17 protein-coding genes are annotated in these 22,189 nt (G+C 69.4%); 4 read left to right on the plus strand and 13 right to left on the minus strand.

The genetic code is table 11. The annotated features are described in order from the left end of the window. Positions 1-120 precede the first annotated feature (120 nt). Genes ACZ0AE_RS15010 through nudE form a run of 4 tightly spaced genes read right to left on the minus strand, consistent with a single transcriptional unit; the run spans position 121 to position 2,624 of the window. Positions 121-444: a YnfA family protein gene (locus ACZ0AE_RS15010; protein ID WP_038686803.1), complete on the minus strand. Its 324-nt coding sequence runs from the start codon at positions 442-444 to the stop codon at positions 121-123. After that, on the minus strand, positions 441-1,253 hold the full coding sequence (mazG, locus tag ACZ0AE_RS15015; protein ID WP_463601489.1) for a nucleoside triphosphate pyrophosphohydrolase: 813 nt from the start codon (positions 1,251-1,253) through the stop codon (positions 441-443). The genes ACZ0AE_RS15010 and mazG overlap by 4 nt, the downstream gene beginning before the upstream one ends. Before the next feature lie 22 nt (positions 1,254-1,275). Continuing rightward, on the minus strand, positions 1,276-2,079 hold the full coding sequence (gene cysQ / locus ACZ0AE_RS15020; RefSeq protein WP_463601490.1) for a 3'(2'),5'-bisphosphate nucleotidase CysQ: 804 nt from the start codon (positions 2,077-2,079) through the stop codon (positions 1,276-1,278). Continuing rightward, positions 2,076-2,624, minus strand: a complete 549-nt coding sequence (nudE, locus tag ACZ0AE_RS15025; protein ID WP_038686798.1) for an ADP compounds hydrolase NudE — start codon at positions 2,622-2,624, stop codon at positions 2,076-2,078. The genes cysQ and nudE overlap by 4 nt, the downstream gene beginning before the upstream one ends. A gap of 50 nt (positions 2,625-2,674) precedes the next feature. On the opposite strand from nudE, the gene bioA reads away from it, so the two are divergent. Together bioA and ACZ0AE_RS15035 are read left to right on the plus strand one after the other, a co-directional pair. Continuing rightward, positions 2,675-4,066: an adenosylmethionine--8-amino-7-oxononanoate transaminase gene (bioA, locus tag ACZ0AE_RS15030; RefSeq protein ID WP_141057572.1), complete on the plus strand. Its 1,392-nt coding sequence runs from the start codon at positions 2,675-2,677 to the stop codon at positions 4,064-4,066. Continuing rightward, on the plus strand, positions 4,057-4,791 hold the full coding sequence (locus ACZ0AE_RS15035) for a 16S rRNA (uracil(1498)-N(3))-methyltransferase (protein WP_463601491.1): 735 nt from the start codon (positions 4,057-4,059) through the stop codon (positions 4,789-4,791). The genes bioA and ACZ0AE_RS15035 overlap by 10 nt, the downstream gene beginning before the upstream one ends. A gap of 201 nt (positions 4,792-4,992) precedes the next feature. Here ACZ0AE_RS15035 and ACZ0AE_RS15040 read toward each other — a convergent pair whose 3' ends face one another. From ACZ0AE_RS15040 to pilG, 7 genes are all read right to left on the minus strand, one after another. Next, complete coding sequence (locus ACZ0AE_RS15040; protein WP_038686792.1) at positions 4,993-5,466, minus strand: chemotaxis protein CheW; 474 nt, start codon at positions 5,464-5,466, stop codon at positions 4,993-4,995. A gap of 33 nt (positions 5,467-5,499) precedes the next feature. Next, complete coding sequence (locus tag ACZ0AE_RS15045; protein ID WP_463601492.1) at positions 5,500-6,837, minus strand: chemotaxis protein CheB; 1,338 nt, start codon at positions 6,835-6,837, stop codon at positions 5,500-5,502. Beyond that, entirely contained in the window at positions 6,824-13,687 is a 6,864-nt protein-coding gene (locus tag ACZ0AE_RS15050; RefSeq protein ID WP_463601493.1) for an Hpt domain-containing protein, read from the minus strand. Before ACZ0AE_RS15050 ends, ACZ0AE_RS15045 begins: the two co-directional genes overlap by 14 nt. Positions 13,688-13,781: 94 nt before the next feature. After that, the gene (locus ACZ0AE_RS15055) at positions 13,782-15,818 is read right to left on the minus strand and encodes a methyl-accepting chemotaxis protein (protein ID WP_038686787.1); all 2,037 of its coding nucleotides are present in this window, start codon (positions 15,816-15,818) and stop codon (positions 13,782-13,784) included. 44 nt (positions 15,819-15,862) lie between these two features. Further along, positions 15,863-16,393: a chemotaxis protein CheW gene (locus ACZ0AE_RS15060; RefSeq protein ID WP_038686785.1), complete on the minus strand. Its 531-nt coding sequence runs from the start codon at positions 16,391-16,393 to the stop codon at positions 15,863-15,865. After that, a complete protein-coding gene (locus ACZ0AE_RS15065) occupies positions 16,393-16,755 on the minus strand; it encodes a response regulator transcription factor (protein ID WP_038686783.1) in 363 nt (120 codons plus the stop codon). Before ACZ0AE_RS15065 ends, ACZ0AE_RS15060 begins: the two co-directional genes overlap by 1 nt. Positions 16,756-16,772: 17 nt before the next feature. After that, positions 16,773-17,174 (minus strand): twitching motility response regulator PilG, encoded by a 402-nt coding sequence (gene pilG / locus ACZ0AE_RS15070; RefSeq protein ID WP_017356958.1) that lies wholly within the window; start codon positions 17,172-17,174, stop codon positions 16,773-16,775. A gap of 247 nt (positions 17,175-17,421) precedes the next feature. Between pilG and gshB the strand changes: the two genes are divergently transcribed. Further along, complete coding sequence (gene gshB, locus ACZ0AE_RS15075; protein ID WP_463601494.1) at positions 17,422-18,372, plus strand: glutathione synthase; 951 nt, start codon at positions 17,422-17,424, stop codon at positions 18,370-18,372. Next, a complete protein-coding gene (locus tag ACZ0AE_RS15080; RefSeq protein WP_313245252.1) occupies positions 18,369-19,256 on the plus strand; it encodes a TonB family protein in 888 nt (295 codons plus the stop codon). Before gshB ends, ACZ0AE_RS15080 begins: the two co-directional genes overlap by 4 nt. Positions 19,257-19,352: 96 nt before the next feature. On the opposite strand, the gene tsaB is transcribed toward ACZ0AE_RS15080, so the two are convergent. Both tsaB and ACZ0AE_RS15090 read right to left on the minus strand, forming a co-directional pair. After that, on the minus strand, positions 19,353-20,060 hold the full coding sequence (gene tsaB / locus ACZ0AE_RS15085) for a tRNA (adenosine(37)-N6)-threonylcarbamoyltransferase complex dimerization subunit type 1 TsaB (RefSeq protein WP_463601495.1): 708 nt from the start codon (positions 20,058-20,060) through the stop codon (positions 19,353-19,355). A gap of 5 nt (positions 20,061-20,065) precedes the next feature. Next, the gene (locus ACZ0AE_RS15090; protein ID WP_463601496.1) at positions 20,066-22,129 is read right to left on the minus strand and encodes an ATP-dependent DNA helicase; all 2,064 of its coding nucleotides are present in this window, start codon (positions 22,127-22,129) and stop codon (positions 20,066-20,068) included. Positions 22,130-22,189: the final 60 nt, after the last annotated feature.

The raw sequence follows: 22,189 nt of genomic DNA on the forward strand, positions 1-22,189 counted from the left end.
GCCGGCCAGCGGCCGGCACTACCGCGTGCGTGGGTGGTTTCCGGGGAGCCGGCCAGCGGCCGGCACTACCGCGTGCGTGGATGGTTTTCGTGGTGACCGCCGGCGATCGGTGGCACCGGTTTACGCGGTGCGCGGGGCGAACATGATGACCATCATGCCGGCCAGGCACAGCCCGACCCCGAGCAGGTCCCAGCGGCTGGGGCGAATGCCGTCCACCAGCCACAGCCACATCAACGCGGTGCCGATGTAGACCCCGCCGTAGGCCGCATAGACCCGCCCGCTGGCCGCCGGATGCAGGGTCAACAGCCACGCGAACAGGGCCAGGCTGGCCGCCGCCGGCAGCAGCAGCCAGGCGCTGCCGTCCTTGCGCAGCCACAGCCACGGCAGGTAGCAGCCGACGATTTCAGCCACGGCGGTGAGGATGAACAGCAGCAGCGTTTTCACGGGGTGGCTTCGTCGGCCTTGGCCTGCTGCCACAGCTGTTCCTGCGCGTCCAGGTCCAGCGCAGCCATCGACTGGCCGGCGGCCGCGGCCTGCGCTTCCATCGCCCGGAAGCGGCGTTCGAACTTGTGGTTGGCCTGGCGCAGCGCCGCGCCCACGTCCACCTTGGCGTGGCGGGCCAGGTTGGCGCAGACGAACAGCAGGTCGCCCAGTTCTTCCTGCAGGCGGGCGTGGTTGTCCTCCACCGCGCCATGCGCGAACTCGGCGGCCACCTCGTCCAGTTCCTCGCGCACCTTGTCGATCACCGGTGCCGGGCCGGGCCAGTCGAACCCGACCCGCGCCGCACGCGCCTGCAGCTTCATCGCCCGCTGCCACTCCGGCAGGCCGCGCGAAATGCCGGCCAGTGCGGAGGTGTCGGCATGGCCCTTGGCGGCACGCTCGGCACGCTTGATCGCTTCCCAGTTCGCGTTCACGTCCTCGGCGCCGTCGACCTGCACCTGCGCGAACACGTGCGGGTGGCGGCGCTGCATCTTGTCGCTGATCGAACGGGCCACGTCGGCAAAGCCGAACGCACCCTGCTCACTGGCCATCTGCGCATGGAACACCACCTGCAGCAGCAGATCGCCCAGCTCGTCCTGCAGGTCGACCAGATCACCGCGGTCGATCGCGTCGGCTACTTCGTAGGCTTCCTCGATGGTGTACGGCGCGATGCTGGAAAAATCCTGCTGCAGGTCCCAGGGGCAGCCGCCCTGCGGGTCGCGCAGCCGCGCCATGATGCCCAGCAGGCGGTCCAGTTCAGCGGTGGCGGTCATGCAGTGCTCCTTCGGCAGCGGGTCAGGCCGGCAGCCACGCGCGCCACGGCAGGCGGGTGTCGCCGAGGGCGATGAAATCGCCGTTCAACAGGCTTTCGCGGCGGTTGTAGCGGAACGGTTTGCCGGTGGCCGCCGACAGCACCGCGCCCCCGGCGGCGTGCAGCACGCACTGGCCGGCGGCGGTGTCCCATTCGGAGGTGGGGCCCAGCCGCGGGTACACGTCCAGCGTGCCTTCGGCGATCCGGCAGAATTTGAGCGAGGAGCCCTGTGCAACCACCTCGATGTCCCCCATGCGCGCCAGCAGGGCCTCGGTCTGCGCGCTGCGGTGCGAGCGGCTGGCCGCTACTTTCAGCGGCGGCGTGGCCGGTGCGCGCGCGCGCAGCACGGTGTCGTGCATGCCCAGGCGGCGGTAGGCCAGCTCCCCGCGCATGGCGTGCCAGGCAATGCCGCTGACCGGGGCCAGCACCACGCCGAAGGCCGGCGCGCCCTGGTAGATCAGGGCGATGTTGACGCTGAATTCGTCGTTGCGCTTGACGAACTCGCGGGTGCCATCCAGCGGGTCCACCAGCCAGTAGGCGCCCCAGTGCTGGCGCACCTCCCACGGCACCTGGGCCGACTCTTCGGACAGGATCGGCAGGTCCGGGGTGAGCTGCTGCAGACCGCGTTCGATCACCGCGTTGGCGGCCAGGTCGGCGGCGGTAACCGGGCTGTGGTCGGATTTGATCGTCACATCGAATGGCGTGGCATACACCGCCATGATGGCGGCGGCGGCGTCCTGGGCGATGGCGATGGCGGTTTCGCGCAGATCGGTGGTGAGCTTGATCATTCCCCGCGTTCCAGCCACTGCCGGGCGATGAACAACGCCGCCAGTGATCGGCCCTCGGAAAAATCCTCACGCAGCATCAGCTGGTCCAGCTCGGCCAGCTTCCAGGGCACCACTTCCAGTTCCTCGGGCTCGTCGCCGACCAGGCGCTCGGGATACAGGTCGCGTGCCACCACCAGCCACGACTGGTGGCTCATGTAGGTGGGGGCCAGGGTCATCGCGCGCAGCACGTCCAGGCGCCGGGCGCCGTAACCGGCCTCTTCCTTCAATTCACGGTCGGCGGCCTGCTCGGGGCTTTCGCCGGCATCGATGCGGCCCTTGACCAGGCCAAGCTCGTAGCGGTGCATGCCAGCGGCGTATTCACGCACCAGCAGCACCGTCTCATCGTCCAGCATCGGCACCACCACCACCGCGCCGTGGCCATGGCTGACCAGCCGCTCGAAGCGGCGGCGCTCGCCATTGGAGAATTCCAGGTCAAGGTGCTGGCGCTGGAACGGCCCGCTCTGCTCGTCCGTGATCTTGTGGATGATGGGCAGGCGACGGCTCATACGAGCATCTCTAGAATGGGAGCTGGTGAAAACGTCTTCATGAGCCTGAAATGCTAGCAGACCCAGCCCCCTTAACGCTGGCCGATCGGTGGCGGCAACGCGACCTGGCCGTGCTGTGGCATCCGTGCACGCAGATGCGCGAGCACCCCGACACCCTGCCGCTGGTGCCGATCGCGCGGGGCGAAGGCCCGTGGCTGATCGATCACGACGGCAAACGCTACCTGGACGCGGTCAGCAGCTGGTGGACCAATCTGTTCGGCCATGCGCACCCGCGGATCGGTGCGGCCATCGCCCAGCAGGCCACCCAGCTGGAACAGGTGATGCTGGCCGGCTTCAGCCATGAGCCGGCCGTGGCGCTGGCCGAGCGCCTGCTGGCGATCGCCCCGCGCCAGGCCGGGCGTGACCCGCTGGCCAAGGTGTTCTATGCCGACAACGGCTCGGCCGGGGTCGAGGTAGCCCTGAAGATGGCCTTCCACTACTTCCGCAACCGGGGCGAGCACCACCGCACCCGCTTCGTGGCGCTGGAGAACGGCTACCACGGCGAGACCCTGGGCGCGCTGTCGGTGGGCGACATCCCGCTGTACCGCCGGGTGTATGCGCCGCTGTTGACCGAGGCGCTGTTTGCCCCCTCGCCGGACGCCTACCTGGCCGAGGACGGGCAGACCGCCGCGCAGCGCGCGCACCAGGCGGCCGATGCGCTGGCCACGCTGTTCGACCAACACCCCGGCGAGATCTGCGCGGTGATCCTGGAACCGCGGCTGCAGTGCGCCGGCGGCATGCGCATGCACGACCCGGTGTACCTGCAGCGTGCGCGCGAACTGTGCGATGCCAACGGCGCGTTCCTGATCGCCGACGAGATCGCCACCGGCTTCGGGCGCACCGGCACGATGTTCGCCTGCGAACAGGCCGGGGTGATGCCCGACCTGCTGTGCCTGTCCAAGGGCCTGACCGGCGGCTTCCTGCCACTGTCGGCGGTGCTGGCCACCCAGGCGTTGTATGACGCGTTCCTGGACGATTCGCGCGAGCGCGCATTCCTGCACTCGCACAGTTACACCGGCAATCCGCTGGCCTGCGCCGCGGCGCTGGCCACGCTGGACATCTTCGCCGGCGAGGACGTGATCGCGCGCAACCGCAGCACCGCCGAGGTGATGCGCACGCTGGCCGCCCCGTTCACCGACCACCCGCATGTGGCCGACGTGCGCCAGGCGGGGATGGTGGTGGCCTTCGAACTGACCCGCAACGGCGACAAGCGCACCCCGTTCCCCGCCGAGGCACGGGTGGGCCTGCATGCCTACACCGCCGCGCTCAAGCGCGGCGTGGTGCTGCGCCCGCTGGGCAACGTGCTGTACTGGATGCCGCCGTACTGCGTGGACGACGACCACCTGGACCTGTTGGCCCAGACCACCCTGGCCGCGATCGAGGAGGCTGTTGCATGCGCGTGACCCGGTGCCATGTAGAGAATCCGCTGGCGGTGGGCCAGACCCTGTCGCTGCCCGAGGAGGCGGCCAATCACCTGGTCCGGGTGATGCGCCTGCGCGAGGGCGACGGCTGCGTGCTGTTCAACGGCGACGGCCACGATTACAGCGCCACCCTGGTGGTGGTGGGCAAGCGCGATGCCCAGGTGCGCATCGACGCCGCGCTGGCGGTGGCCAACGAATCGCCGCTGCACATCACCCTGCTGCAGGGCATCGCCCGCGGCGAGAAGATGGACCTGATCCTGCAGAAGGCCACCGAACTGGGGGTCAACGCGATCGTGCCGGTCAACGCCGAACGTACCGAAGTGAAACTGGATGCGGCGCGCGCGGAAAAGCGGCTGGCGCACTGGAACAGCGTGGTGGTGTCGGCCTGTGGCCAGTCCGGGCGTGCGCGGGTGCCGAGCGTTGCGGCGCCGCAATCGCTGCTGGACGCCGCACGGCAGGTGCCGGCCGAGGCGCTCAAACTCACCCTGGACCCGCTGGGCGAGCATCGCCTGTCCACCCTGAAGCCGGCGCCAGGTGGCGTGGTGATCGCCATCGGTCCGGAGGGCGGCTGGTCGCCACGGGATCGGCAGGCATTGGCCGAGGCGGGCTTCCAGGGGCTGCAGCTGGGTCCGCGCATCCTGCGCACCGAAACGGCCGGGTTGGCCGCCATCGCGGCGGTACAGGCGCGGCTGGGCGACCTGGGCTGACCGATCACATTGCGGTGGGTGCCGACCGTTGGTCGGTGCACGAATGGCCGATGCGTGATGTGCCAGCGCACGCCGAGCCAGCGGGTGGAACAGCCCCCTTGAGTCAAGGGGGCGCGCCGCCAGGCGCGGGGATCTGGAGAATTGTTTGCGGGGGGCCCGCGATCTGCGCCGCAGATCGTGGGAGGTTTCGCGAATGCGAACCTACCCCGCGACGGGGTAGGCCTCGTCCAGCGCGGCTTCCAGCGCGTCCAGGTCGGGCAGCAGCGCGCTCTGTTCGCCCAGCAGCACGCGCATGTGCACGCCCTGCGGCAGGGTTTCCTCGGAGGCGTCGGCGAGCAGGCCGTCACGCGGCACCGAGATCAGCTGCGGGAAGGTCTGGGTGAGCAGCGCGAAATACGGGCGCTTCGCGTTGCCGCCCAGCGCCTTGAGCACCACCACCTTGTTGTTGCTGGTGACCAGTTCGTCGCCCAGCCCGGACAGCCGCGCGAACGACAGCAGCGGCACGTCCCAACCGTGCCAGGCAATCTGGCCGACCAGCCAGGCCGGCGCATCCGGCACGCCCTGCACGGCCACCTTGGACATCATCTCGGCCACGGTGGCATTGGGCAGCAGCACGCGTTCGTGCCCGGCCTGGATCAATACCCCGCGGATTTCGTCGTTGCTGGCGTAACTCATGGCGTGATTCCTGAAAAGGGTACGGCGCGGCGATTACTCGCTCACACCCCAACGTTCGACGATGCTCTGGGCCAACTGCGGGGGCTCGCCCGCGTCCATCCCGGCGGCCACCGCGGCGTTTGCGGCGGCCGGGTCGTAACAGCCTTCGCCGACCTGTGCGCCTACCCAGGCGCCGGCGGCGGCCAGGGCCAGCACGTCGTCGACCTGGGCCGTGTCGGCGCCACTGAGCAGCACCACGGCGCTGTGCGCCGGCGGCAGCGTGGCCACCTGGACGCCCTGTGCATCACCGTGGAAATACAGGCCGCGCTGGCGTTCGGCCAGGCCGATGTCGTCGGGCAGGATGTAGGCGTTGCCAGCCTGGACCGGCTGGTCGGCTTCGGCCAGCAGCACCGGCAACGCGGACACGCGCGCCATCTGCTTGACCAGGTTGCCGTAGCGGCCGCCATCCAGGCGCATGTGCACCAGCACCGGCGTGGCCAGCCCCGCCGGCAACGTGGCCAGCAGGCGGCGCAGCGCGTCCGGGCCGCCGATACCGGCCAGCACCAGCACGGCACCTGCGGCGGCGCCGTCGTTGGGGCGCTCGGCCTCCAGTTCGACCAGCGACAGCCGTTCGATATCGAACGCAGACAGCGGCGGCGGTGCCGCGTCGGTGCCGGCCGACGCGCTTGCCGGCGCGGCAGCGGCGGTGTCGGCACTGTCATCCACCAGCGACCAGCTGCTGTGGTCGCCCAGCGGCGCGCGGGCAACGGCCGGCGGCGCCGAAGGCGGCACCGGCGGCGGCACGGATGGTGCAGCGGCCGGCGAAGGCGGCTGCAGGGCGGCCAGCGCTTCTTCCAGCGACATCGGTTCGCTCAACGCATCCGGGGCCTGGTACAGGCCATCGGCCGGAACGTCCGCGGCGGCATCGAAGGCCTCGCGGACGTGGAAGTCCAGCGGGGCATCGGCATGCAGTTCGGCCGGCGTGGTGGGCATGCCGGGCTCGGGCTGGAGCAGGCTGTCCTGTTCCGAACCCGGCGGCAACACGTCGTGGTGGCCGTGCAGCTTGGCCACCAGGTGCCGTGCCCAGCGCTGCGCTTCCCAGCCTTCACGGCGGGCGGCCAGTTCGGCTTCGTCGAAGATCAGGGTCAGCGACGGCGAGCCCAGCACCGGGTCCAGGCGCTCCAGCGCGTCTTCGATCGCCGGTTCCAGCGCGATCAGCACCGCGCCCGGCGCCGCATCGCGCAGCACCTGCACGTCCAGCGTGTTGGGATCCTCTTCCAGCACCAGGGTGGCGCCGGCCTGGGCCAACGCGTCGCGCAGGCGCTCGCGGGCCTGCCCCGGACGCGCCAGCAACGCTACCGACAACAGCAAAGGCAGGTCATTCGCGGACACGGGCGATCCCCAGCAGGTCGTACACGTTTCGCATCAGATCCAGTTCCTGGTAAGGCTTGCCCAGGTAACGCTGGACGCCGATTTCGAAGGCGCGCTGACGGTGCTTGTCGCCACTGCGCGAGGTGATCATCACGATCGGCACATCCTTGTAGCGCGGATCGGCGCGCATCGCCGTGGCCAGTTCATAGCCATCCATGCGCGGCATTTCGATATCCAGCAGCATCAGGTCGGGGACCCGCTCCTCCAGACGCTCCAGTGCTTCCACACCATCGCGGGCCACCGCCACTTCGAAGTTGTGGCGCTCCAGGATGCGGCCGGTGACTTTGCGCATGGTCAGCGAATCGTCGACCACCATCACCAGCGGTGCCTGGCGGTCGCTGACCTGGCTGGTCACGGCGATCGGCTTGTGCGGGTTGGCCTGGAAGCGGCGGACCAGCGGTGCAACGTCGAGGATGACCACCACGCGGCCATCGCCGGTGATGGTGGCGCCGTAGATACCCGGCACCGACGCGATCTGCAGGCCCACCGGCTTGACCACGATTTCGCGGTTGCCCAGCACCTGGTCGATCGCCACGGCCGCGCGCAGTTCACCGGCACGCACCAGCAGCAGCGGCACCTGCGCCTGGCCCTCGGCACGCGCCGGGCCTTGGCCCACCAGCGTACCCAGGTCGTGCAGGGCGAAGGCTTCGCCACCGTAGTGGTAGTCGCCGTCGATGGTTTCAAAGCGCTCGCGCGAGATCCGGCCGATACCGCTGACCGAGGCCACCGGCACTGCGTAGGTGGTCTCGCCGATCTGCACGAACACCGCCTGGGTGACCGCCAGCGTCTGCGGCAGGCGCAGGGTGAAGGTGACGCCCTGGCCGCGCACCGAGTGGATGTCCACCGAGCCGCCCAGCTGCCGCACTTCGTTGTGCACCACGTCCATGCCCACGCCGCGGCCGGCCAGCTGGCTGACCTGGTCGGCGGTGCTGAAGCCTGGCGAGAAGATCATCGCGTCCAGTTCGGCCTCGCCGAGCACGGCATCGGCCTGCACCAGGCCACGCTGTTCGGCGCGGCGACGGATCGCCTCGCGGTCCAGCCCGGCGCCGTCGTCGGCCACTTCCAGCACGATTTCCGAGCCTTCGCGGCGCAGACGGATGGCGATCTCGCCCTCTTCCGGCTTGCCGGCAGCGCGGCGCTGTTCCGGCGTCTCCAACCCATGGGCAACCGAGTTGCGCAGCATGTGTTCCAGCGGCGCGACCATGCGATCCAGGACGTTGCGGTCCAGTTCGCCGTGGGTGCCTTCCAGGATCACGTGAACCTGCTTGCCGGTGTCCTGGCCGGCCTGGCGGACCACGCGACGCAGGCGCGGCACCAGACCATCGAACGGCACCATGCGCGCACGCATCAGGCCATCCTGCAGTTCCGAGCTGACGCGCGACTGCTGTTGCAGCAGCACGTCGTACTGGCGCGACAGGTCGTCCAGCACGCCCTGCAGGCCGCCCAAGTCGGCGGCAGACTCGTTCAGCGCGCGGCTGAGCTGCTGCAGCGTGGAGAAGCGGTCCAGTTCGAGCGGATCGAACTTGTGGTCGGCCTGATCCTGCTCACGCTGGTAGCGGGCAACGATCTGCGCTTCGGTTTCCAGGTCCAGGCGGCGCAGCTGGTCGCGCAGACGCGCGTTGGTGCGGTCCAGTTCGCCCATGGCGCCACGGAACGCGCCAAGCTGCTGTTCCAGGCGCGAGCGGTAGATCGCCACTTCACCGGCGTGGTTGACCAGGCGGTCGAGCAGGTCGGCGCGCACGCGCACCTGTTCCTGCTGCGGACGGGCCAGGGCATCGTCGTCGCTGCTGGTTTCCAGCGGCACCGGTGCCGAGAGCGGCGCCGCGGCGACGGCCGTATCGACCTCGACCGGTGCGCTGTCCTGCACGGTGTCGGCACGGGTATCCACGGCCACGTCCACCCGGCCCAGCGTGCGCTGTTCGAAGGCATGGATCAGGTCGTCGGGCATCGACACGCTGCGGTGCTGCCCGGTCCGGGTCAGCAGCTGATGCAGGCGATCGAAGCCGCGTTCAAGCAGGTGCACGTCGCTGCGGTCGATGTCGGTGCGGTTGGCCGCAACGGCTTCCAGCAGCGATTCGATGCCATGGCCCAGGTCGCCGATCGGGTTGATCCCGGCCATGCGTGCGCCCCCCTTGAGGGTGTGCAGGTCACGCTGCAGGCCGGCAATGACATCGCGGTCGTTGGGCGCGGCGCGCAGTTCGCTGATCAGGCCATCGCAATGGTCGAGCAGGTCCTTGCCTTCTTCCACGAAGATGTCGACCAGCTCCTGGTCGAGCACGCTGAAGTCCAGCGCGTCGGCGCTGTCTTCATCGTCGGCGTCATCGGCGTCGGTATCGAGCACGGTGTCGGTGACAACGGTTGCCTCGGCCGGGCTGGCCGGATCCTCGTGCGTGGACAGCGCGGCCAGGGCGGCAACCGATGCGCCGGCGGCAGCCACGGGCGCATCTTCCAGTTCGAAGAACGGCGTCGGCGTGGTGGTGTCGGTGTCGGTCACATCCTCGGCGAAGGCGTCGGCCTCGTCGCGCTGTTCCTGCGCGTCGTGGACGGCATCCAGGCCCAGCACGCTGTCGGCCGCGTCGTCGGCCTGCGGCGCGTCGATCACGGTCAGCCCGTCGTCCAGTGCCTGCTGTTCGTCGACCAGTTCGCCGAACGCCGGCGTCGGCGGCAGGGCCTCGTCCAGTGCGTCGCGCGTGTCCTGATCGTCTGCATCCAGCGCCTGTTCCGGTGCGGCGGGTGCCGCGTCGTCGGTTGCGTCGAGCGGCGCGTCCAACGAGGTGTTGGCGTCTGCGTCTACGGTCGCTTCGGCTTCGGCTTCGGCTTCGACTTCGACTTCGACTTCGACTTCGGCCACAGGGTCCGGCGTCTCAGCGCCAGCAACTACCGGCGCGTCATCGAGGACCACGTCTTCGATCGAGGTGTCGTCTGCGGCGGCGTCCGTAGCGGCGGCAACGTCGCCGCTCGCCTCGGCCACCGGCGTCACCTCGGCGTCGAAGAAGCGCGACAGGTCGTCGGCGCCGGTCAGTTCGACCGCCTCCAGACCGTCGTGCGCGCCCTCCCCGTCCGCTGCGGCATCGTGCGGTACCGCATCGAACGCTGCGGCTTCGGCAACGCCTACGTCTGCGCGGCCTGCGTCAGGCTGTGCGTCGTCCAGCGTGATCTCGTTGCCCGCGGTGGGCGCGGCATTCACCGGAAGATCGGCATCGAAGTACGCCGACAGGTCATCGCTGCCGGTCAGTTCGTCCACCACCAGCGCATCGGCGTCCAGCGCGTCACCGGCCTCCGTCTCAACCGCAGCGGTCTCAACCGCGATCGGCTCGACCACGGTCAGGGCGTCGGCATCGATCTCGGCCAGCTGCAGGTCGGCATCGGCGCTGTCGTCCAGGCCCGCGTAACCGCCCTGCGCGTCTGCCTGCGGCAGCGTGGCCAGGGCGTCGTCGTCGTTCGCGGCGACGTCGTCGCCGGTCCGCGGAGCGGCTGCATCGAGGGACGCGACGGCGTCCACGGCGTCCGGATCCACGGCCTGCGGCTCGGCAGCGCCCGGCTCGACGGCATCGCCGTCCAGCGCGTCCTGCTCGAAGGCCAGGTCGTCTTCTTCATCGTCGGCCACCAGGGCCGGCCAGCGCGCTTCGGGCAGCGTGTCGGCCAGCGCCTGCAGGCGCGCGGCAAGCGCGGCCTGCACCGGAATACGCGGCGCGTCGGCCTGCAGGGCCGTCATCGTGGCGGTGATCGCCTCGGCGGTGGCCGACAGCGCGTCCACGCCATCGGCGTCCGGGGTGGTATCGGCCGCCAGCGAGCGCTTGATGAAGCTCTCGGCGCCCCCGGTGACGGCGGTGATTTCAGGCACGTCGGTCATCGCGAACGCACCGTTCATGGTGTGCACCGCGCGCAGCAGGGTGTCGGTGACCGGCTGCGGAGCCACGCTGGCCTCGCGCAACCAGGCCTGCAAGGTGGCCTGATGGGTATCCACCTCGGCTTCGAGGATCTCGCGCAGCACTTCGTCGATGTTGGCCGGGGTACCGGCGGCTTCGACGACGGCGGTGGCTTCGGGGGCTTCCGCCACCTCCACCGGCGCGGCCACGACGGGCGCGGCCCGCTGCAGCGGCACATGGAAGGTTTCTTCGCCGGCCGCCACGCGATCGGCAATAGCCTGCATGGCCTGCAGGTCGGCCGTCACGCGACCTTCGCCGCGCAGCGCTGCGTTGAGCTGCGGCAGCACCTCATACGCCTGGGTGACCATGGCCACCACGGCCGGGGTGGCCGGCCGGGTACCGTCGAGCACGCGGTTGAGCATGCCTTCGATCTTCCAGCTGAACTCGCCCAGGGTACGCGCGCCGACGAGTCGGCCGCTGCCCTTGAGCGTGTGGAAAACGCGGCGGATCGGACGCAGACGGTCCAGGTTGTCCGGCGCGGCGCGCCAGACCGGCAGCAGGTTGCCGAGGTTGACCAGTTCCTCGTCGAACTCTTCGATGAAGACCTCGCGGATGTCCTGGTCGATGTTCTCGCCATCGTCTTCGAACCCGGCTTCGATGCTGTCGGTGTCACTGACCGCATTGGCCGGCGATACCGCGGCCAGGGCATCCGGGGTGATCGCAGGCGCGGTGCTGAACTGCGCGGCGGCCGCATCCAGCTCGGCCAGGAAGCGCGCGGACTCGTCGTCCAGCTCGATCGTGCCGATCACTGCGGCATGCACGCCGGTGCTGCTGTGGGTCACGACCGGGGTCGGATCCGGCGCAACAACGTCGTCAAGGCGGGTGTGGTCGTCGGTGTCGGTCAGTGCTGTCGCATCGACGGATGCGTCTGCGACGGCGCTGTCGTCTGCGACCAGGGCCGGCGCGATAGCCTCGACCGGTGCAGCAATGATCGCGTCGATGGGCTCAACGGCATCGGCGTCGGTCGCCTGCAGGAACGAGGGCAACTGGGCCACGTCCAGGTCGGGCGCGGTATCGGCAACCGGCGCCACGGCGGGCGCGACGGTATCGTCGATCTGCAGCGACAGCACGTCGCCGGCATTGTGCAGCGGCGCATCGAAGGTGAATTCGATCGGCTCGTCGCTGAACTCCAGCGCGTCATGCTCGGCGGCAACGGGGTCGAACCCACCGCTGAAGGACACCTCTTCCTGCACGTGCGCGTCGGCCTGCGCGGACACCGTCTCGGTGGCGTCCAGCGTATCCAGGGCGACATGCATCGGCGGCAGCGCGTCCCAGCGCACCGCGGGGTTGTCCTCGGCAATCACCGGGTCGAAACGGGCGAAGCTCGGTTCGGTGTGGTCGGCGGCCGCATCGGCCTCGGCGGACAGCGTCCACTGCGGGGCCTCCGGCGCGGGCGCGGTCGATGCGTCGAACACCAGCGACGCACCTGCTGCCGCGGTGGCGGCCAGGGCGGTGTCAGGCAGCGGGTCGAAGGTGAGGTCCGGGAACGACGGCGGCACGCTGCCCGGCGGCGGTGCGCTCGGGGTGACGGCCACGGCGATCGGCTCGACCGACGGCGCATCCCACTGCGTCAACTCGATCGGCTCGGCGGCCACCGGCAGGGCCTCTGCGGTGGTATCCGGCTGGACGGCATTGACGTCCGGCAACGGCCAGTAACGCAGCGTTTCCAGGCTGGTGCGGGTGATATCGAGGATCTCCTCGCGGCCCGGGCGGCGTTCGCGCAGGGCTTCGAGGTAGTACTCCAGGCTGGCCATGGCATCGGCCAGCGTATCCAGCTGGCGCCCGCTCGGCACGCGCTGGCGGCCGATCAGTTCCACCGTGATGTACTGGCGCACACCCTGCAGGTAGTCGGCCGGCGTGGCCAGGTCGAGCATGCGCAACGCACCGGACACCTCGCCCAGCAGGCGCGGCACTTCCGTCAGCTGCTGGTGGTTCCAGTTGGTTTCGATGAAGGCGACGAAGTGCTCGCGCGCGGCGGCGAAATTGGCGATGGCTTCATGCGCCAGCACCTCCACCGTGCGCCGGTTTTCCACCGCGCTCGGATCGTCCTCGCCACTGCCGCCGGCGCCCAGATGGGCGACCTGGTCGTCCAGCGAGGCGTCCACGTACAGCAGCGCCCCGGCGATATCCAGCAGCAGGCTTTCGTCGATCTGCTGTTCGCCCTGTACCACGCCGCGCAGCGCATCGCGCTGTTGCACGACCACGCCGCGGGCCACACCCAGGCCCATCATGCCCAGGGTGTCGGCAACCGCACCCAGTTCGTTGACCTGGGTCTGCAGCTGTACCGGATCGCCACCGGTGCGCAGGTGCAGGTCCAGTGCGTCCTTGATCCGCAGCAGCTCTTCCTTGACCGCATTGCCCACGGTATCGAGCAGCTCGCGGTTGCGCCCGCTCAGGCTGCCACGGGCGTGGTCGAGTTCGGCCTCGGTGGCGGTCACGCTGTCCGGGGCAAATGCGAACAACACGCTCTCGTTGATACCCGGCGCGGCGCGTGCCGAGCGGATGTCGTTGAGCAACGGCAGCAGCACGATGGGAATGTCGCGGTGACCGTTCTGCAGGCGCTCCAGGTAGTCGGGCAGCAGCACGCTGCCGCGCATCAGGGTGGCGCAGGCTTCGTCACGGTCGGGCACCTCGCCGGCGCCGATGGCGTTGGCCAGCTGCTCCAGTTCTTCGGCCACCATCGCCGGGGCATACAACTCCACCATGCGCAGGGTGCCCTGCACCTGGTGCAGGTAGCCGGCGCAGAAGCGCATGCGGCCGGCATCGGAGGGGTCTTCGGCGTAGTACTCCACCTCGTTGCGCACCTGGCGCAGGGTTTCGTCCAGTTCCGGCTTGACCCAGCCCAGGGCGGCGTGGCTCATGGCATCGCGCAGCGTGCTCATGCCAGGTCTCCCGGCAGGGGCGCGCGCGTGTCGTGCTGTGGTTTATCGCGATGCATCATCTGCTGATTCCTTCCCTCTCCGCCCTGCCCGCGGCTCACGCCGGCAGCTTGAAGTCGGCAACCGAGCGGCGCAGGTCGGCCGCCAGCTGTGCCAAATGACCGATCGACTCGGCGGTCTGTCCCGCACCCTGCGAGGTCTGGCCGGTAATCTGACGGATCACGCCCATGGTGCGGGTGATGTCCGAGGCGGCCGACGACTGCTGCTGGGCGGCGATCGAGATGTTCTTGATGAGGTTGTTGAGCGCGTTGGACACGCGTTCGATTTCAGTCAGTGCGGTACCGGCGTCTTCGGCCAGGCGCGCACCGGACACCACTTCGGCGGTGGTCTGCTCCATCGAGCTGACCGCTTCGTTGGTATCGGCCTGAATGGCCTGGACCAGGCCTTCAATGCGTCGTGTCGCACCGGAGGTGCGTTCTGCCAGGCGCTGCACTTCGTCGGCCACCACGGCGAAACCACGGCCGGCCTCACCGGCCGAGGCCGCCTGCACTGCGGCGTTCAACGCCAGGATGTTGGTCTGCTCGGAAATGTCGTTGATCAGTTCCACGATCGAGCCGATTTCCTGCGACGATTCGCCCAGGCGCTTGATGCGCTTGGAGGTTTCCTGGATCTGGTCGCGGATCTGGTCCATGCCCTGGATGGTCTCGCGGACCACGCCGGCGCCTTCGGCGGCGATCACCACCGAGCGTTGTGCCACGTCGGCCGACTCGGCCGAGTTGCGCGACACCTGTTCGATGCTCGAGGCGATTTCGCCGATGCGGTCCGATGCCGAGGTGATCTGGTTGGCCTGGTGGCCGGCCGCTTCGGCCAGCTGCATGGCCGTGGCCTGGGTTTCCTGGGTGGACAGCGCGACCTTGGCCGAGGTGTCGTTGATGGTGGTCACCAGGTGGCGCAGTTCGTCCACGGCGTAGTTGATGGCGTCTGCGATCGCGCCGGTCATGTCCTCGGTCACCGAGGCCTTCACCGTCAGGTCGCCCTCACCCAGCGAGCTGATTTCGTCCAGCAGCCGCATGATGGCCTGCTGGTTGCGGCTGTTGAATTCCACCTGCGTCTGGTAACGCAGGTCCTGCTCGCGCGACCGGCTGCGCACGGTGCTGCTGACGAAGCCGATGATGGCGATCAGCGACAGCGCACCGGAAATCACACCCAGCCAGAAGTTCGGGAACAGGCGCGTGTCGCGCACCGAACCGAACGAGGAGAAGGCTTCAAACAGCTTCTTGCTGTCGTCCAGCATGCGGGTGGCACCACCGGTCAGCGCGGCTGCCGAGGACTGCGCCGAGAACAGCTGGCGCGAACTGGCCAGGATCGCGTCGGCGTCCTTCTTCATGGTGTCCCACTGCTTCTGGGACTGCTCCAGCGCAGCCAGCGCGCCGGCATTGCGCACCGGGGTGATGCCCAGTTCTTCGTTGCCGTTGCGCAGGGCGTCCAGCACCTGGGTGAACACCACCGAGTCGCGGGCGAGCGCGTCGCCCGCCGCGGCGGCATTGGCACCGCCGGCGCGCATTTCGGTGACCCGGCGGGCCATCGAGCCCACCACCACCACCTGCTGCAGCGCGTTGTACACCTGCGAGGCCGGCGCACCGCCAGCGGACATCGCGCGCACCACTTCGTTCAGCTGTGCCTGCAGTGCCGGCACGCCGTTGACGAAGTTGTTGGCGTTGCCGGCCAAGGCCAGCACCGCCGGCTCACTGGCCACCAGCTGGGCGGCGCTCTTGCCGAGCGGCTCCCAGGTCTGGCTGAGCTGGGTGAGCGGGCCGGACACGTTGGCCTCGGACCCGTAGCGGCCCTGCAGGCTGCTCACCGTGCTCTCGATGCGGGTCTTGGTGTCCTTGAAGGCGGTGAACGCCTGGGCGTTGCCCGAGACCGCTTCACGGCCCTGGTTGGCCAGCTGCTGGGACAACACCTGCAGATCGGCCGCGCCGGTACTGGCGCCGGCCAGGCGACTGCCCTGCCAGGTGGCGACGCCGGTGTTGACGCCGAACACGATCATCGACAGGGCCAGCAGGCCGAGCCAGAAATTGGTTCCCACCGACCCGAGCTTGCCGGCCTTGGCGGATTCCGAAGTAGTACTCATCGTTCAACCTCGATCATCAAATACGGTGAGACAGGCGGCAGCGATCAGGCTGCGGCCTGCCTGAATTCGGGAGTGCGCGACAGCAGCGACAGCGAGAACACGCCCCAATCGTGGCCATCGCCGTGGAAGGCACGGTCGATGAAGTGGGCGTAGCGGCCGCTGGCGAGGTCGCCGATGGCGATGTCCTGGCCCTGGTCGAAGCTGCGCTGGCCAAACAGTTCATCGATGGTCAGCGCGACGTCGCCGCCGGCCTGGCGCATGATCAACACGCGCTGGCCTTCCTGGTGCACGGTGCGCTCGCCTTCCAGGAAGTACTTCAGGTCCACCACCGGGAACAGGTTGCCGCGCAGGTTGCCCACGCCCAGCAGCCACGGCTGTGCGCCGGGCACCGGGGTGATCGGCGGCATCGGCACGATTTCAACCACTTCGCGGAAATCCGACACCAGGTGGCGCTTGCCCACGCGGTAACCGACGCCACGCCACAGGTCCTGCGCGAACTGACGTTCGGGCAGCTGCACGGCATGGGCCAGGCTGCGCCGTTCGTAGGCTTCGAGGATGTCGAAAGGAGAACGCATCAGACCACCAACTGGTTGATCCGCGCGATCAGTTCCTCCTCGCGCGGCGGCTTGACGATGTAGTCGGCCGCCCCCTGGCGCAGCCCCCACGCCTTGTCGGTCTCCATCGCCTTGGTGCTGACGATGACGACCGGAATATGTTTGATGGCCGCATCACGCGCCATCGCACGGGTGGCCTGGAAGCCACTCATGCCCGGCAGGACGACGTCCATCAGCACCAGCTGCGGCGCATGCTCGCGCACGAGCACCAGCCCGTCCTCGGCGTTGTCCGCTTCCAGTACTTCGTGCCCGGCCTTGGTCAACCACTGCGTGAACACCGCACGGTCGGTCGGTGAATCCTCGATCAGAACGATTCGAGCCATTGTGCCTTTCCCCCTGGTCAGGCGTTGACGTATGTGCGGATGGCACCCAGCAGTTCTTCACGCGTGAATGGCTTGGTCAGGTACTGCTCCGAGCCGACGATGCGCCCGCGCGCCTTGTCGAACAGGCCGTCCTTGGAGGACAGCATGATCACCGGGGTCGACTTGAACAGCTGGTTGCCCTTGATCAGCGCACAGGTCTGATAGCCATCCAGCCGCGGCATCATGATGTCCACGAAGATGATCTGCGGCTGTTGGTCGGCGATCTTGGCCAACGCCTCGAAACCATCGGTCGCGGTCACCACCTCGCAGCCTTCGCGCTTGAGCAGTGTTTCGGCGGTCCTGCGAATGGTCTTCGAATCATCGATGACCATGACCCTAAGCCCTGCGAGTTCCCCACCCGCAGCCATGTTTTCAGTCATTACCTTTCCCCGGGCGCGCGACGCTTCTGCTTGGTCCGGCGTCGCTGCGAAAGCGTATCTATATCGCACTTCCCGCGCAGGCTACAAGCGCGGCCACTTCAGCCAAGCCGCAGACGGGTCGGACCGGGCCGGATCGGCCGGTTTTGCGCAAACCCGGGGCCGGGCGGACGCAGCGTTGCACCCCGCCGGGCAGGCAACCGGGCCCGGTTGCGGCTACCATCATCGCCCTGCCCGCCAGGTTGCGACCATGCCGTTGAATGTCATCGTGGTGATGGACCCCATCGCCCACATCAAGATTGCCAAGGACACCACCTTCGCGATGCTGCTGGAAGCCCAGCGCCGCGGCCATGCCCTGCACTACGTCAGCCCCGGCGGGCTGGCCCTGCGCGACGGCCAGGCGGTCGCCCGCACCGCGCCGCTGCAGGTGCGCGAGGACAAGGCCGACTGGTTCACCCTGGGCGAATTCAGCCAGACCGTGTTCGGCCCCGGCCAGGTCGTGCTGGTGCGCAAGGACCCGCCCGTGGATGCCGAATTCATCTACGACACCCATGTGCTCAGCGTGGCCCAGCAGGCCGGCGCCCTGGTGGTCAACGACCCCCAGGGACTGCGCGATTTCAACGAGAAGCTGGCCGCGCTGCTGTTCCCGCAGTGCTGCCCGCCGACCCTGGTCAGCCGCCGCAACGCCGACCTGAAAGCCTTCGTGCTCGAACACGGCCAGGCCGTGCTCAAGCCGCTGGACGGCATGGGCGGGCGCTCGATCTTCCGCAGCGGCACCGGCGACCCCAACCTCAACGTGATCCTGGAAACCCTGACCGACGGCGAGCGCACGCTGGCCCTGGCGCAGAAGTTCATCCCGGACATCACCGCCGGCGACAAGCGCATCCTGCTGGTCGACGGCGAGCCGGTGGATTACTGCCTGGCGCGGATCCCGCAGGGCGACGAATTCCGCGGCAACCTGGCCGCCGGTGGCCGCGGTGAAGGCCGCCCGTTGAGCGACCGCGACCGCTGGATCGCCGCCCAGGTCGGGCCGGAAATGAAGCGCCGCGGCATGCGCTTTGTCGGCCTGGACGTGATCGGCGACTACCTGACCGAAGTCAACGTCACCAGCCCCACCTGCGTACGCGAGCTGGATGCCCAGTTCGGGCTGAACATCGCCGGCACGTTGTTCGACGCCATCGAGGCCAGCCTGCCGCGATGAGTGCGACGGTTGCACCGCTGACGCCGCTGCAGGCGCGCGAATCGCAGCGCCTGGGCGCGACCCTGGCGCTGTCGCTGCTGGTGCATGCGCTGCTGATCCTGGGGGTGGGCTTTGCGGTGACCGACAAGGCCGCGCTGGTGCCCACCCTGGAGGTGATCTTCAGCCAGACCCAGACCGCGCTGACGCCCAAGCAGGCCGATTTCCTGGCCCAGGCCAACCAGCAGGGCGGCGGCGACCACGACAAGGCCCAGCGCCCGCGCGACAACCAGGCCGGGATCGTGCCGCAGCCGCAGGCCGGGCTGTCGCCGGTGCCGCAGCAGCGCCAGGACGCGGCCAGCCCACCCCCGCCGCAGACGCGGGTGGTGTCCAGCCGCAACAGCACCGAGCAGGTGGCCAGCGCGCAGCCGCAGCCGTTGCCCGAGCACCCGCAGCCGGACGCCCCGCTGAATGCGCGCGAGCAGCGCGACGCGGAAATGGCCCGGCTGGCCGCCGAGGTGCACCTGCGCTCGGCGCAGTACGCCAAGCGCCCGAACCGCAAGTTCGTGTCGGCCAGCACCAAGGAATACGCCTACGCCAACTACCTGCGGGCGTGGGTGGACCGCGCCGAGCGCGTGGGCAACCTCAATTACCCCGACGAAGCCCGCCAGCGCCGCCTCGGTGGGCAGGTGGTGATCACCGTCGGCGTGCGCCGCGACGGCAGCGTGGAAAGTGCGCGGATCCTGCGCAGCAGCGGCACCCCGTTGCTGGATGAGGCCGCCCTGCGCGTGGTCCGCCTGGCCCAGCCGTTCCCGCCGTTGCCCAAGACCGAGGACGGCGTGGAGATCCTGCAGGTGACCCGGACCTGGGCGTTCCTGCCCGGCGGTACGTTGCGCGACGACCGGTGAGGTTGGGGGCGGCTGACTGACGGTCGGGTTTACGGGAGATCAGCCGACCAACGGTCGGCTCTACCGGTGTTGCGGGCAGCCGACCAACGCTCGGCTCTACCGGGCGGCCTTGGCGGCGCGGGCGGCCTGCTGTTCCACGAGCGTCAGCGCCACGTTGTTGCGCAGGTAGGCCGGTTCGACACGTTCCGGGGCCACGCCTTCGCCGCGCGCGAACGCCGGCACTGCCAGCGTCAGCAGGTCCGATGCACGCGGCAGCGCCTGCGCATCGACGCCGTCGAGCTGATCGGCCAGGCGCGTGGCCAGCAGACCGTCGGCAGCGCCGAAGCCGGTGCCCACGCCGAACCAGCGGCTGCCCTCGGGCAGGACCACCGCCTCGGGCGCACACACGATTTCTTCGCCCTGCAGCTGCCACTGGCCGTCCACGCGCACCTGCCGCGCCGCATACACCTCGCCCATGCGGGCATCGATGCTGCTGAGCACCAGGTCGGCGCCGGCCGGCGCACGCAGCGCCAGCACCTGCAGCGTGGACACCGGCACCAGCGGGCGGTCCAGCGCCAAGGCGATGCCCTGCGCGATGGCAATGGCCAGGCGCACGCCCGTGAACGCGCCGGGGCCGCGCCCGAGCGCGATGGCATCCAGCTGCGAACGCGCGATGCCGGCTTCGGCCAGCAGTTGCTCGGCCCACGGCAGGCTCAGCTCGGCGTGGCGGCGCGGGGCGATCTCGAACCGCTCACGCACCTGCCCATCCACATACAGGGCGACGGAACAGGCTTCGGTGGCGGTTTCAAAGGCGAGCAGTTTCATGGCGGTCAGAACAGGGAAGTGGGGAAGTCATCGGGTGCCGCGGGTGACACAGGGGCTGCAGCGGGCGCCGCCGTTACCGCGCGCGGTGCCGGCAGCGCTTCAGGCGGCCATTGTGGCGCAAAGAAGCCGCGCACATCGTCCAGCGCGCGGGTGCGCCGGAACGGTGGCAGCGAATCCAGGAAGATCCGCCCGTAGCTGCGGCTGAGCAGCCGCGGGTCGCACAGCACCAGCACGCCGCGGTCGGTCTCGCTGCGGATCAGCCGCCCGACGCCCTGCTTGAGTGCGATCACTGCCTGCGGCAGCTGCTCATCGCGGAACGGATTGCCGCCGTCGCGCCGGATCGCGTCCAGCCGCGCCTCGAACACCGGATCATCCGGCGCGGCGAACGGCAGCTTGTCGATCACCACCACGCTCAGCGCATCGCCCACCACGTCCACGCCTTCGCGGAAACTGGCCGAGCCCAGCAGCACGCCGTTGCCCGATTCGCGGAAGCGCTGCAACAGGGTCGCGCGCGGCGCCTCGCCCTGCACGAACAGGGGCCACGGTGCATCACGCAGCGCTTCGGCCGCTTCACGCAGCGCGCGGTGCGAGGCAAACAGCAGGAACGCCCTGCCCTGCGATGCCTCCAGCACCGGGGTGAGTGCCCGGATCAGGGCGGTGCCGAACCCGCGCGCCGCCGGGTCGGGCAGATCGGTGGGCAGGTAGCACAGCGCCTGCGTTGCCCAGTCGAACGGGCTGGGTTGCAGCAGGGTGACCGGATCGTCCAGCCCCAGCCGCTGCGAAATATGCGCAAACCCACCGTCCACGGTCAGCGTGGCCGAGGTGAATACCCAGGCCGCCATCGAGCGCTGCCGATGCTCGCGCAGCGGCCCGGACACGTCCATCGGGGTGCGCTGGCAGCGGAAGCCGCGCGGGGTCAGTTCGTACCACAGCACGTCCGCCGGGGCCGCGGCCAGTTCCGGGTCGGCGTCGAAATCGAGCATCGGGGCGTCTTCGCCGAGCCAGCGCGACAACCGCGCCACCGCTTCCAGCGCCCGTGCGTGGCAGGCGTCCAGGCCCGGCGACGCCTCGCGCACGCCGACCAGCGCGTCGCGCAGCGACACCAGGGCCGACATCGCCGCATCGAAGCCATCGCGCACCTGCGGCACCGCCAGCGCGCGCCATTGGGTGCCGCGCGGTGGCAGCCCGTCCATGGCGGTGCGCAGGTCGCGCAGGGTCTGTTCCAGCGCGGCAGCGGGTACCTGCAGCGCGGCCTGCGCACCGGCCACGCTGCGGCTTTCGGCCAGGCAGTCGCGCGCCAGTTCCTGCCACGGCCGCATGCCGAACCCTTCGCCGAAGAAGTTGGCGGCCAGTTCCGGCAGCTGGTGCGCCTCGTCGATCACGAAGGCCTGCGCGCCCGGCAGGATCTCGCCGAAGCCTTCCTGCTTGAGCGCCAGGTCGGCCAGCAGCAGGTGATGGTTGACCACCACCACGTCGGCCGCCTGTGCACGCTGGCGCGCCTGCACCACGAAACAGTCGTCCCAGAACGGGCACTCGTTGCCCAGGCAGTTGTCGACGGTGGAGGTGACCATCGGGTACAGCGGCGAGTCTTCCGGCAGCGCTTCCAGCTCGGCCATGTCGCCGAAGCGGCTGCGCCCGGACCAGGCCAGGATGCGCTGGAACTGCGCCACCTGCTCAGGCGAACTGAAGCGGGGTTCGCCGCGGGCCTGCTGCAGGCGGTAGCGGCACAGATAGTTCGCACGGCCCTTGAGCAACGCACTGCTGTGGCCCACCCCGAGCGCCGCGCGCACCCGCGGCAGGTCGCGGTGGTACAGCTGGTCCTGCAGCGCGCGGGTGCCGGTGGAAATGATGATCTTCAGCCCCGACAACAGCGCCGGCACCAGGTACGCATAGGTCTTGCCGGTGCCGGTACCGGCTTCGGCCAGCAGCACGTCGCGCTGGTCGAAGGCTTCGGCGATGGCAGCGGTCAGGCGCAGCTGCGCCGGGCGAGCAACGAAGGCATCCAACTGGCTGGCAAGCGTCCCGCCCTCGCTGAGGGCTTCGCTGCTGGCATGGGCAAGGCGTGACATGCGCCCATGATAAAGGCTGCCACCCGCCCCATGGATCGCGCGCGCGCAAGGAACGTAACC

This window comes from Stenotrophomonas sp. AC248, from assembly GCF_979258185.1.